The sequence below is a fragment of the Streptomyces sp. NPDC008125 genome (genome assembly GCF_042957125.1).
Taxonomy (GTDB): Bacteria; Actinomycetota; Actinomycetes; order Streptomycetales; family Streptomycetaceae; genus Streptomyces.
Map to the genome: position 1 here is coordinate 56487 of NZ_JBIBHR010000004.1, position 12049 is coordinate 68535.

11 protein-coding genes are annotated in these 12049 nt (G+C 73.0%); 6 read left to right on the forward strand and 5 right to left on the reverse strand.

The window, feature by feature from the left end; all coding sequences use genetic code 11:
• Nucleotides 1–90: 90 nt before the first annotated feature.
• The 6 genes from ACFZAX_RS08080 to ACFZAX_RS08105 all read left to right on the forward strand — a co-directional run bounded on the left by ACFZAX_RS08080 (nucleotide 91) and on the right by ACFZAX_RS08105 (nucleotide 5849).
• Nucleotides 91–1260 (forward strand): MFS transporter, encoded by a 1170-nt coding sequence (locus ACFZAX_RS08080; RefSeq protein WP_390960137.1) that lies wholly within the window; start codon nucleotides 91–93, stop codon nucleotides 1258–1260.
• A complete protein-coding gene (locus ACFZAX_RS08085; protein WP_390960138.1) occupies nucleotides 1257–3614 on the forward strand; it encodes a molybdopterin-dependent oxidoreductase in 2358 nt (785 codons plus the stop codon). Before ACFZAX_RS08080 ends, ACFZAX_RS08085 begins: the two co-directional genes overlap by 4 nt.
• Before the next feature lie 6 nt (nucleotides 3615–3620).
• On the forward strand, nucleotides 3621–4223 hold the full coding sequence (locus tag ACFZAX_RS08090; RefSeq protein ID WP_390960139.1) for a 4Fe-4S dicluster domain-containing protein: 603 nt from the start codon (nucleotides 3621–3623) through the stop codon (nucleotides 4221–4223).
• Nucleotides 4220–5095 carry a Rieske 2Fe-2S domain-containing protein gene (locus tag ACFZAX_RS08095; RefSeq protein ID WP_390960140.1) on the forward strand — a complete coding sequence of 292 codons (876 nt, stop codon included), beginning with the start codon at nucleotides 4220–4222 and terminating at the stop codon, nucleotides 5093–5095. The genes ACFZAX_RS08090 and ACFZAX_RS08095 overlap by 4 nt, the downstream gene beginning before the upstream one ends.
• Nucleotides 5092–5472, forward strand: a complete 381-nt coding sequence (locus tag ACFZAX_RS08100; RefSeq protein ID WP_390960141.1) for a hypothetical protein — start codon at nucleotides 5092–5094, stop codon at nucleotides 5470–5472. Before ACFZAX_RS08095 ends, ACFZAX_RS08100 begins: the two co-directional genes overlap by 4 nt.
• An 83-nt stretch (nucleotides 5473–5555) precedes the next feature.
• On the forward strand, nucleotides 5556–5849 hold the full coding sequence (locus ACFZAX_RS08105; RefSeq protein ID WP_390960142.1) for a hypothetical protein: 294 nt from the start codon (nucleotides 5556–5558) through the stop codon (nucleotides 5847–5849).
• Nucleotides 5850–5923: 74 nt separating this feature from the next.
• Here the strand turns inward: ACFZAX_RS08105 and ACFZAX_RS08110 are convergent, their stop codons facing one another.
• From ACFZAX_RS08110 to ACFZAX_RS08130, 5 genes are all read right to left on the reverse strand, one after another.
• Complete coding sequence (locus ACFZAX_RS08110; protein ID WP_390960143.1) at nucleotides 5924–6448, reverse strand: hypothetical protein; 525 nt, start codon at nucleotides 6446–6448, stop codon at nucleotides 5924–5926.
• Between the two features lie 455 nt (nucleotides 6449–6903).
• Nucleotides 6904–7794 carry an S-methyl-5'-thioadenosine phosphorylase gene (locus ACFZAX_RS08115; protein WP_390960144.1) on the reverse strand — a complete coding sequence of 297 codons (891 nt, stop codon included), beginning with the start codon at nucleotides 7792–7794 and terminating at the stop codon, nucleotides 6904–6906.
• A 241-nt stretch (nucleotides 7795–8035) separates the two neighbouring features.
• Nucleotides 8036–8383 carry an FmdB family zinc ribbon protein gene (locus ACFZAX_RS08120; protein WP_390960145.1) on the reverse strand — a complete coding sequence of 116 codons (348 nt, stop codon included), beginning with the start codon at nucleotides 8381–8383 and terminating at the stop codon, nucleotides 8036–8038.
• 66 nt (nucleotides 8384–8449) lie between these two features.
• Nucleotides 8450–9730: an MFS transporter gene (locus tag ACFZAX_RS08125; RefSeq protein ID WP_390960146.1), complete on the reverse strand. Its 1281-nt coding sequence runs from the start codon at nucleotides 9728–9730 to the stop codon at nucleotides 8450–8452.
• Nucleotides 9731–10134: 404 nt separating this feature from the next.
• Nucleotides 10135–12027 carry a potassium/proton antiporter gene (locus ACFZAX_RS08130; protein ID WP_390960147.1) on the reverse strand — a complete coding sequence of 631 codons (1893 nt, stop codon included), beginning with the start codon at nucleotides 12025–12027 and terminating at the stop codon, nucleotides 10135–10137.
• Between the last annotated feature and the right edge of the window lie 22 nt (nucleotides 12028–12049).

Below are 12049 nucleotides of genomic sequence, written 5' to 3' on the forward strand. Positions count from 1 at the left end.
TGACGCCCTGACCCGCCATGCAGGGGACGCGCTCACCCAGGCGAGGGGCAAAACAGGGTAAACGCACCCATGGCTACCTACGGTGGTCGGGTGACCGAGCCCCCAGAAGCCTCCGCCGTACCACCCACGCCCGGTGATCCGACCTCCTCGTCCGGTGTCTCGGCGCGGGTGACCACCGAAGAGCCGGCCCCGTCCGGTCCGCGCAGGGCCCTGGCCAAGGCGGCGGACGCCCTTCCCCGGTCCGTCAACGCGCGGGCGACGCTCGTCGGCGCGGCCGTCTCGGCCCTGCTGATCCTCGCGATCGTCCTCGGCAGCCGACTGCTGGTGAACTTCGACTCCGCCCTGCTGCCCTACGCCGTCGCCAGCGTCTTCCTGGCCTTCGGCGTCGCCTACCGCTACACGGTCTGGATCTCCGCCCCCGGCGCCGCGCGCCTCTTCGAACAGGGCTGGCGCAGCCTGTTCTCCGCCGAGAACTTCCGCAGGACCCCCACCGCCCTGCCGAAGATGATCGCCACCTACCTCGGCTTCCAGAAGTTCCTCGGCGCCCGCTCGCACGCCCGCTGGGCCGCCCACCAGCTGATCTTCTGGGGCTGCATCCTGGCGGCCCTGATCACCTTCCCGCTGACCTGGGGCTGGTTCACCTTCACCTCGGGGACCGGGTCGGGCCCCGGGTACGAGATGCGGATCTGGGGCTTCAAGATCCTCGGCTTCGACTCGATCGGCTTCATCGGCTGGGTGATGTTCCACGGCCTGGACCTCGCGGCCGTCCTCGTCATCCCCGGCGCCTCGTACTTCCTCTGGCGCCGGATGAAGGACCGCGGCGCCGGCACCGGCCAGCGCTTCGGCTACGACCTGATCCCGCTGATCGCGCTGATCGTCATCTCGGTGACCGGGCTGCTGCTCACCTTCTCGTCGATCTTCCTGCACGGCGGAGGCTACGAGTTCCTCGCCGTGCTCCACATGGCCGCCGTGGTCTTCACCCTCATCCACATCCCGTTCGGGAAGTTCTTCCACATCGTCCAGCGCCCGGCCGCCGTCGGCATGCAGCTGTTCAAGTACACCGCCCGCCAGGAGGACGAGGTCTTCGCCTGCCGCCGCTGCGGACAGCCCATCGACACCGAGCCCTACGTCGAGAACCTGCGCGGCACCATGCGCGACCTGCGGCTCGACTTCGACGAGTGGACCGAGTACTGCCCGCGCTGCAAGCGGGTGCTGCGCGGCAGCGCCTACCTCACCCATGTGAAGAAGGGCTTCAAGTGACCGCGGACCCGCGTGCAGCCGACCACGGCGGGGGCGCCTCTCCGGCCCCGTCCGACCACCGCGCCGCCATCCCCCTCGACCCCTCCCTCGCCCCGCCCGGCACCCGCGCCTTCCGCGACGCCGGAGGCATTCCCGCCGACCAGTGGCACGCCGACCAGGACGGCGAGACACTCGTCCCCACCCATTGCTGCTTCTGCGGCGTCCAGTGCGGGATGTACCTGCGGGTCGACCGGGGCGGCAAGGTCTTCGGCGTCGAACCCCGCAACCACGACATCAACCGGATGCGGCTCTGCCCCAAGGGCATCAACGCCTACCAGCAGGTCAACCACCCCGACCGGCTCACCGCCCCGCTGATGCGCCGCTCGCGCGACGAGGAGTTCGCCGAGGTCACCTGGGACGAGGCGCTCGACTTCACCGTCTCCGAGATCCGCCGCATCCAGGAGATGTACGGGAAGGACGCGTTCGGCCTCCTCGGCGGCGCCAGCCTCTTCTCCGAGAAGACCTACCTGGTCGGCAAGTTCGCCCGGGTCGCGCTCAGGACCAAGCACGTCGACTACAACGGCCGGCTCTGCATGGTCAGCGCCGCCGGGGCCAACAAACTCGCCTTCGGTATCGACCGGGCCGGCAACCCCTTCTCCGACATCCTGCTCACCGACTGCCTGCTCATCGCCGGATCCAACGTCGGCGAGTGCTTCCCGGTGCTGACCCAGTACGTCTGGGGAGCCCGCGACCGCGGCGCCGGCCTCATCGTCGTCGACCCGCGCGAGACCGCCGTCGCCCGCACCGCCGACATCCACGTGGCGCTCAAGCCCGGCACCGACTCGGCGTTCTTCAACTCCCTGCTCTGCGTGATCGTCGAGGAAGGGCTCACCGACGAGTCGTATCTCGCCGAGCACACCACCGGCTGGGAGGAGGTGAAGGCCAAGGTGCTGGAGTACCCGCCGTCCCGCGCGGCGGGGATCTGCGGCGTCCCCGCCGAACAGATCGTCCAGGTCGCCCGGACCTTCGCCCGCGCCCCCAAGGCCATGGCCTGGCATGCCCGGGGCATCGAGCACCACTCGCAGGGCGTCGAGAACTGCCTCACCGTGATCAACCTCTGCGCCGCCACCGGCCACATCGGCAAACCCGGCGCCGGATACGGAACCCTCACCGGCCAGGGCAACGGCCAGGGCGGCCGTGAACACGGCCAGAAGGCCGATCTGCTGCCCGGTGGACGCTCCATCCTCAACGAGGAGCACCGACGCCAGATCTGCGAGATCTGGGGCATCGAGGAGTCCGAACTCCCCACCGCCGGAACTTCCATGATGGAGATGGTCTGGCAGATGCAGCGCCGCGAGATCCGCGGCCTGATCGGCATCTGCAACAACCCCTTCGTCTCCCTCCCGAACTACCGCGTGGTCAAGGAGGGTTACGACGCCATCGAGTTCCACGCCCAGTTCGACTTCTTCCTCTCCGAGACCGCCGCCAACGCCCACGTGGTCTTCCCCGTCACCACCTGGGCCGAGGACGACGGCGTGATGGCCAACGCGGAGGCCCGCGTCGTCAAGCACAACAAGGCCCAGGAACCGCCCCCCGGCGTACGCACCGACACCTGGGTGATGTGCGAGCTCGCCCGGCGCCTCGGAGCCGGTGACAAGTTCGCCTTCGCCGACTCGCGCGAGGTCTTCGAGGAGTTGCGCACCGCTTCCCGGGGCACCGTCATCGACTACTACGGCATCACCTACGAACGGCTGGAGGAGACCGGAGGCATCGCCTGGCCCTGCCCCTCCACCGATCACCCCGGCACCCCGCGCCTCTTCGAGGACGGCCGGACCTATCACGAGGACGGCAGGATCCACCTCCAGGCCGTGGAGTGGCACCTGCCGATGGATCCGTACAGCGACGAGTTCCCGATGTCCCTGACCACCGGGCGGACCGTCGCGCACTTCCTCTCCGGCAACCAGACCCGTCGGCTGGGCGCACTCGTGGAGCAGACGCCCCGCCCCTGGGCGGAGGTCCACCCGTCCCACGGCTTCCGCACCGGCGAGCCCGTACGGGTCGTCACCCGGCGCGGCAGCGAGGTCTTCCCCGCCCTCGTCACCGAGGCGATCCGGCCCGACACGGTCTTCGTGCCGTACCACTGGCCGGTGCCCACCGCCGCCAACGCCCTCACCATCGATGCCCTCGACCCCCGTTCGAAGATCCCCGAGTACAAGGTGTGCGCCTGCCGCGTCGAGCACGCGGCCGAGCTCGACATCGTGCCCTCGCCGCCCGTCGCACCCGGGCACGTCGCGTACCCGGAGACCCAGGTCTCCCGGACCGACCCGCTGCCCCCCACGTCCCCGCAGGGCCGTGGCACCTCGGAGAGGAGCTGACGCCCCGTGATGGGCAGAACGATCTTCATCGATCCCAGCCGCTGCATCGGCTGCCAGGCCTGCGTCTCCGCCTGCCGCGAATGCGACTCGCACCGCGGCACGTCGATGATCCACCTCGACTACACCGACGAGGGCCAGTCCGTCGCCTCCCTTCCGACCGTCTGCATGCACTGCGAGGACCCCGTCGCCCCGTGCGCCGAGGTATGCCCCGCCGACGCCATCCTCGTGACGGCCGACGGCGTGGTGCAGCAGGCCGACACCACCCGCTGCATCGGCTGCGCCAACTGCGTCAACGCCTGCCCCTTCGGCGTTCCCAAGATCGACCTCGAAGCCAAGCTCCAGCTGAAGTGCAACCTCTGCTACGACCGCACCGCCTACGGCCTCGCCCCCATGTGCGCCACCGTCTGCCCCACCGGCGCCCTCTTCTACGGAACCGTCGAGGAGCTCCAGGCGGAGCGTCCCGGGGTCCAGGTCGCCGACACCTTCGTGTTCGGGTCGACCGAGGTGCGAACCGGGGTCGCCATGGTCGTCCCCGCGGACAAGGTCCAGTGGCCCGTCCCCGGCGGGCTCCCCGTCGTCGAGATCAACGGTAAGGACGTCCGCCGATGAGCGTCACCGAACAGCCGCCGGGCAACGACCGGCCGCCCGCCGGCGGAGACCCGCGCGAAGCCCTGCACGACCGGATCTCCGCCGACGCCCTCACCACCCGCCGCGACTACCTCCGGATCGTCACCACCGTCTCCGGCGGACTGGCCGTCGGCGGCATCGGGGTGGCCGCCGGCATCCTGCACCGCCACGGCGACACCGACGACGGGAAGCCGGCCCGGCCCCAGAGGATCGCCTCCCAGCTCCTCCCCGGAGAATCCCTCGCCTTCCGCTACCCGGGCGAGGAGGACCGCGCGGTGGCCGTACGGCTCGACGACGGCACCCTCGTCGGCTACTCCGCCGTCTGCACCCACCTCGCCTGCGCCGTGCTGTGGCGGAAGGACCGGGGTATCGAGGGCGAGCTGTACTGCCCCTGCCACGAGGGCGTCTTCGACGCACGCACCGGCGAGGTCACGGCCGGTCCGCCGCCGCGCGGGCTGCCCAAGGTGGTCGTCACCGAGGAGGCCGACGGCAGCGTGTGGGCGATCGGCACGACCCGCTCCGGCGAGTCCATCGAGGAGGGCGTCTGCCGCCAGCTGGAGGAGACCAACCCCGGCCTGGCCGGCCGCCTCGACTGCCCCGGCACCACCGACGGCGTCGAAGCACCGGGCCGCAGCGGGAGCGGCGGCGTCGAGGCGCCCGCTCGTACCGGGACCGCGTCCGCGCACCGCGCCGGATCGGGCGGGGGCGCGGGCGGAGCCGCGGGACGGGCCGCGGGAAGGGGGGCCGGAAGCGGTGCGGGGAGCGGTGCGGGCGGTGGCGCCGGACGGGGATCGGGGAGCGGTGCCGGAGGGGGCGCCGGGAAGGACGCGGGCCGGGGAGGTGACCCGGCATGACCGAGGAACAGCCGTCGCCCGAGGTCCCGGCCTACCCCGACTACCACCCGGGGAGCGCCCGTCCCGAACTCAACCGGCCCGTCAAGGAGCGCTATCCGCAGATCCGGCCCACCAGCGGCTACGGCGACCCCCGCGTCCGGCACACCGGGCCCGGGCCCGGAGCGGGCACCGACCAGGAACCGGAGCGGTCCGCCAAGCTGACCGCCCGCCTGGTACTGGCGATGACCGTGGTCGTCGGCCAGCTCTGGGGTCTGCTGGTGATCATCGACGAGTGGATGGAGGGCAACACCGGCACCGCCTGGTGGGGCGCCGGTTTCCTCTGCCTGTCGTTCCTGGTGGTCCTCGGACTGTGGTGGCTGGACCCGAAGGACCGTTGACCGCCCCGCCGTCGCCGGACCGCCGGGAGCCGCGCCCGCACGGTCCGGCGGGGCCGGTGGCGGGACGGCCGTACCCTGGAGGCATGAGCACCGCCCCCGCCGCCGGACCCGGCGAGCCGCACCCGGAGCCGCAGGCCGCACCGCAGCCGGCCGCACCGGAGCAGGCCGCACCGCAGCAGGCCGCACCGGAGCAGGCCGCACCGCAGCAGGCCGCACCGGAGCAGCCCAAGCCGCGCCCGAAGCTGTACTTCGGCGATCCGCTGGACCAGCAGTCGTCCGACGACACGGACCGGGGCTGGGGAGAGCGACCCGCGACCGGGGGCAGCGCCGCCGACCTCGCCCGCTTCCTCGACGAGAAGCCCCCGCACCACATCTGAGCCGCCCGCCCGGCACCCCGCCGGGCCGCCCCCCGCCCGGTACGCCGGGCCGCGTACGGGCGGGAGCCGTGCCGTCACACATCGGACACCGCCACCAGCAGCTCGCCCGACGCATGGGCTCCCGCCAGGGCCACCGCCGTCTCGCGGGGGACCGACAGCATCACCAGCGCGCCCTCGCCCGGATCGCCGATGCCCGAGGGCGGCGGCCCATCGGTCCGCGCCACCTCCGGCCCGGGTACGCCCCCGGCGGGCGCACCCGGAACGCGGGTGACCCGCGCATCGCGCGCCACCACCCGCGCATCGTCCCCGGACGCCGGAGCGGAGATCACGTCCACCCGGTCGCCGGGGCGCAACAGCCGCACCGTCGCCGCGTCCGCGATCCGCACCGGCGCCGACACCAGGCGCACCGGTGGGCGCGTACGCTCCGGCCCGGCCACCCCTGCCGCCCTGCCCTCCGCCGCCCCGAGCCCCGAAGCGGCGAGAGCGGCTGCCGCGAGCGCGAAGCCGGCCGCCAGGGCGCGCTGCCGGCCGTAGAGAGCGCGCCGGAAACGCAGCGCGCCGCCGGCGCCCCGCACCCGCAGGGGCGCGAATTCCGGCACCGCGCACCGGGGCGGCACGGGCGACGGCAGCCGGACCGTCCCCCCGGGGCGGGCCCACCCGGGGGCGGGACCGGCGGGGGTGGATCCGTACCAAGCCGAGGGGCCGTCCCCGGAGCCGGAACCGGGGCCCGGGGCGGAATCGGAGCCGTTCCCTGAGCGGGGGCCGGAGCCTGAGCCGCAGTCCGGGCCGTCGCCGGAGCCTGAGCCTGAGCCTGAGCCCGAGCCGGGGACGGAGCCCCGGTCGAAGGACGGACGGGTCGTCGCGTTCGTGAACATGGCGCCACCTGGTCGTGCGTGCGGGAGTCCGCCGGATGCCCCGGTCGGACCCCCTCACGATGCCCCGTGCGCGCCGATCCCGCCGCGGCCTGTGGACGGCCCCCAGGTTGTGGACAACTCCGCCACCCGCAGGGGTGAAACAGGCTGCCGAGCCGGCCGCCACAGGCCGGGAATCAGCTCTACGGCAGCACGATCCCCGTGTCCATCCCGTCCAGCGCACGCGTGCACACGCAGTTGCGGTCCTCCTCGGAGGGCAGCAGGGCCACCGCGTCGAAGAGCACCGAACGCAGCCGGTCCACGTTGTCGGCGAACACCCGGAGGACCTCCTCGTGAGAGACGCCCTCGCCCGCCTCGGCCCCCGCGTCCAGGTCCGTGACCAGGGTCATCGTGGAGTAGCAGAGGCCCAGTTCGCGGGCGAGCACCGCCTCGGGGTGGCCCGTCATCCCCACCACGGACCAGCCCATCGCGGCATGCCAGCGCGATTCCGCGCGGGTCGAGAAGCGCGGCCCCTCGACCACCACCAGCGTGCCGCCGTCCACCGCGTCCCACGCACGGCCGCGCGCGGCGGCGAGCGCGGCCGCGCGCCCCCGGGGGCAGTACGGGTCGGCGAACCCGAGGTGCACCACGTTCGGCACCGAGCCGTCGGGCAGCGGTTCGCCGTCGTAGTAGGTCTGGGTGCGCGCCTTGGTGCGGTCGACCAGCTGGTCCGGGACGAGCAGCGTGCCCGGCCCGTACTCGGGCCGCAGCCCGCCGACCGCGCACGGGCCGAGGACCTGGCTCACGCCGAGGGAACGGAGCGCCCACAGGTTGGCGCGGTAGTTGATGCGGTGCGGCGGAAGATGGTGGCCGCGCCCGTGCCGGGGCAGGAAGGCGACTCGGCGCCCGGCGATCTCGCCGAGGAAGACGGAGTCGCTGGGGTCTCCGTACGGGGTCTTCACCTGGACCTCGGTGACGTCGTCCAGGAAGGAGTAGAAGCCCGAACCCCCGATGACACCGATCTCCGCGCCGGCCCCCGGGGCCCCGCCCGAACCCGCCGCTGCCGCCGAACCCGTATCCGTACCAGCGCTCATGACGTCCCCCCGGTCCCGCGGGTACCCGCGTCCGTGATCGTGCCTGCGTTCACCATGCGGTCAGGCTATCGGGGGCGGCAAGGGGCGCCGGGGGACAGCACGAGGACTCCGCCGAGGTGATCGGCGGAGTCCCGGTGAAGCCGTGTCAGCGGTCAGACCGTGCCGGCGGCGAAGCCGTGCACGTGGTGACACTGTCGCGCGGTGAAGCGGTGAAGCGGTGAAGCGGGGTCCGGTCGGCGCCTCAGGCGGCCGAGCCGCTCGACGAGGTCGAGGCGGTGGACGACGAACCGGCCGACGACGAGGCCGACGCGGCGGAGGACGAGGACGAGCCCGAGTCCGACGTCGAGGACGACTTCGAAGCGGAGTCGGACGACTTGGTGGACGGCGAAGCAGGCGTGCTGCTCGACGACGATCCACGGCTGTCGTTCCGGTAGAAACCGGAACCCTTGAAGACGATGCCGACCGCGGAGAACACCTTCTTGAGGCGTCCATTGCAGTTCGGGCACACGGTCAAGGCGTCATCGGTGAACTTCTGCACCGCCTCAAGGCCTTCGCCACATTCGGTGCACTGGTACTGATAGGTCGGCACTTGCTCCTCCTGGCACTCTCACTCAGTGAGTGCTAACGACGTTCCATACTGACGTATTCCGTGGAATCAGTCCACCGTGACCGGCTTCCGGTGACCGATCCCACGTGCCACGGTCCGCCCGGACGCGGCCGGAAGAAGCCGCGAACGCAGTGCCAGCAGGGTCGCCAGCGCGAGCACCGTGGCCACCAGCGGTACGACGAATCCGCTGCTCGCGCCCCGTGCGTCGGCGAGCCGGCCGGCCACCGTGACGGCCGCCGCCTGACCCAGGGCCACCGCCCCGGTCAGCCAGGTGAACGCCTCGGTCCGGGCGGAGGGCGGGACCAGGGCGTCGACCAGGGTGTACCCGCTGATCAGCGCGGGAGCGATGGAGAGCCCGACCAGGAAGCCGAGCCCGGCCATCAGCGGTGCGGAGTGCACCGCCCAGAGCGCGGACGCGGTCAGGGTCAGTGCGGCGTACCCGACGATCAGCCGGCGGCGGGGGCCGTGCTTCCACGCGACGGCGCCGCAGACGATCCCGGCCAGCATGTTGCCGGAGGCGAAGACCCCGTACAGCAGGCCGTTCACCCCGGGGTGGCCGATCTCTTCGGCGAACGCGGTCAGTGAGACCTGCATGCCGCCGAAGACCGCGCCGATACCCAGGAAGGTGATCGCGAGCACCCGGACACCGGGGACGCCGAGGGCCGAGGTGCGGGGCGCGGAATCCGCGGCGGGGGAGTGCGGTGCGGGCTGGGTGGACCGCTGCGCCGCGAAGAGCACCCCGCCGAGCAGGGTCAGCGCGGCCTCGGTGATCAGACCGGCCGCCGGGTGCACGCCGGTGCAGAGCGCGGTGGTGAGTACAGGTCCCAGCACGAAGGTGAACTCGTCGGTCACCGACTCGAACGCGGCGGCGGTCGCCATCAGCGGGGAGGCCGGGCGGCCGGGTGCGGCCCCCAGCAGCGCCGCCCACCGGGCGCGCACCATGGGGCCGACCTGCGGGATCGAGGCGCCGGTCGGTACGGCGGCGGCGAAGAGCGCCCACAGGGGCGCGTGCGCCAGCGCGAGCGCCGTGAGCACGCCCACCGACACCGCGTGCACCAGGACGCCGGGCAGCAGCACGGTCCGCTGCCCGAAGCGGTCCGCCAGCCGGCCGGTCTGCGGGGCGAACAGGGCCATCGAGACGCCGGAGACGGCCGCGACGGCGCCCGCGCTGCCGTAGGAACCGGTGGTGTGCTGGACGAGCAGGACGATGCCGATGGTCAGCATCGCGAAGGGCTGCCGGGCGGCGAAGCCCGGGAGCAGGAAGGTCCACGCACCGGGGGTGCGCAGCAGTTGCCCGTATCCGGGACGGACGGGGACCGTGGATGCCACGGCCGTGCCTTTCTGCCGCCTGGTGGCACCGCGCCCGGGACGCCGCGGAGGCGTACGGGAGCTGCCGAGAGCTGTCCTCTTCGCGCGGAACTGCGGTAGATGCCGGGCGTCCCGCTCAAGGGGTGCGGAGCGACGCCACGACCGCCATACGGTCGCGCCAGCTCTGCATCAGGCAGAGTTGGTCGATCAGGTCGGCCCCATGTTACAGCCGGAAGTCGTGGCAGTGCGGGGTCCAGGACGGGAAGAGGGAAGCCGGACGGGGTCCCCGCCCGGTCGTATACGGTTCGGCGCGGCCCGCGAGCGCGCCCCGAGCCCGGGACACCCCGAGCCCGGGACGCCCCGAGCCCCAGGTGGGCACCGCGCCAGGCCCGCGAGGATCCGCGCCGGGCCCGCGCCCGCACCGGTCAGCGTCGCGCGGTCGGCCCGTCCGAGCGGTTCCCGGCCCCCGGCCGCTCCCCGCCCCCGTGACGGTTCCGGCCGTCCCGGCCGTCCTGGCCGCCGGTGCGGTCGGGGCGTTCCGGAGACGCGGGGCGCTCCCGGTCACCCGCGGGCGCCGCCTTCGAGGAGCGCCCGCTCTTCTCCGTAAGCCCGCTCTTCTCCGTAAGCCCGCTCCTCTCCGTACCTCCGCTCTTGTCCGCCCGCACGTGCTCGGGCCGCCCCGCCCCGTCCGCCGCCCGGGAGCCGTCCGCCGCCCGGGAGGCGCCCGCCGCGCGGGCCGCGGCGGCGCTGCCGCGCCGGGCCTTCGGCGCCGGCTCGGGGGCGTCCGTCGCTCCGCTGAGCCGCTGCATGGTGTGCGCGAGCCGGTCCAGGTGGGTGGCGCGGGCGAGTCGGGCCACCGCGTCGTCGTCCGCCGCGCCGCCGGGGCGCTGCCCCGCGTGCAGCCAGCCGGCCAGCTTGCCGCCCTCGCCGACCGCCCGCAGCCGGGCCTCGGTCGCGTCGCGCACCGGGTCGGTGGCGACCACCAGGAGTTCGTCGCCGCGCCGCAGCACGGTCGCGGGGGCGGGGACGAAGCTCGTACCGTCCCGGACCACCAGGGTGACGGCGGAGCCGGCCGGGAGGCGGAGTTCGCCCACCTCCACGCCGTGCATCCGCGACTTCGCCGGGATCGCGACGGAGAGCAGATGTCCGCGCAGCCGTTCCAGGGGCGCGGACTCGATGCCCAGGTCGGCGGCTTCGGAGGGGTCCTCGGCGATCTTCAGCGCCTTGGCGAGCCAGGGCAGCGTCGGCCCCTGGATCAGCGTGTAGACGATGACCAGCACGAAGACGATGTTGAAGACACGGGTGGAGCCGTCGATGCCGGCCACCATCGGGATGGTGGCGAGGATGATGGGGACGGCGCCGCGCAGCCCCGCCCACGACATCAGGGTCTTCTCGCGCTTGGGCAGCCGGAAGGGCGCCAGGCTCAGGAAGACCGAGAGCGGCCGGGCCACCACGGTGAGCACCAGGCCCACGACCACCGCGGGCCAGAAGTCGTCGAGCAGGTCGTGCGGGGTGACGAGCAGGCCGAGCAGGACGAACATGCCGATCTGGGCGAGCCAGCCGAGCCCGTCGGCGAAGCCCCGGGTGGCCGGCCAGTGCGGCAGCTTGGAATTGCCGAGCACCATGGCGGCCAGATAGACGGCGAGGAACCCGCTGCCGTGCGCGATGGCGCCCTCCGCGTACGCGGTGACCGCGATGGCCATCACGGCGATCGGGTAGAGGCCGGAGGCGGGCAGCGCGACATGGCGCAGCGCGTACGCGCCGAGCCAGCCGGCGGCGAGGCCGATGGCCGCGCCGATGGCGAGTTCGAGGGCTATCTCGCCGACCAGGACGTACCAGTGCTCGACCGGCCCGATCGTGGAGAACGCGAGGACGAGGATGACCACCGGGGCGTCGTTGAAGCCGGATTCCGCCTCCAGCACGCCGGTGATCCGGGAGGGCAGCGGCACCTTGCGGAGTACGGAGAAGACGGCGGCGGCGTCCGTGGAGGAGACCACCGCGCCGATGATGAGCGCCTGCTTCCACTCCAGCCCGACGAGGTAGTGCGCCCCCGCCGCCGTGACGCCCACACTGATGCCCACGCCCACGGTCGAGAGCACGGCCGCCGCCGGAAGCGCGGGCCTGACCTCTTTCCACTTCGTGCCCAGTCCACCCTCGGCGAGGATCACGACCAGGGCGGCGTAGCCGATCACCTGGGTGAGTTCCGCGTTGTCGAACTGGACGTCGAAGATGCCGTCCTGTCCCAGCGCGATGCCGATGCCGAGGTACAGGAGCAGGCTGGGAAGCCCGCTGCGCGAGGAGATCCGTACCGCCGCCACCGCGACGAGCAGAACGAGCGAC

What these genes read in the sequence shown, in the direction of transcription:
- ACFZAX_RS08095 (WP_390960140.1), top strand. Translation starts at nt 4,220, where the DNA reads ATGAGCGTCACCGAACAGCCGCCGGGCAACGACCGGCCGCCCGCCGGC.
- ACFZAX_RS08100 (WP_390960141.1), top strand. Translation starts at nt 5,092, where the DNA reads ATGACCGAGGAACAGCCGTCGCCCGAGGTCCCGGCCTACCCCGACTAC.
- ACFZAX_RS08105 (WP_390960142.1), top strand. Translation starts at nt 5,556, where the DNA reads ATGAGCACCGCCCCCGCCGCCGGACCCGGCGAGCCGCACCCGGAGCCG.
- ACFZAX_RS08115 (WP_390960144.1), bottom strand. Translation starts at nt 7,794, where the DNA reads ATGAGCGCTGGTACGGATACGGGTTCGGCGGCAGCGGCGGGTTCGGGC.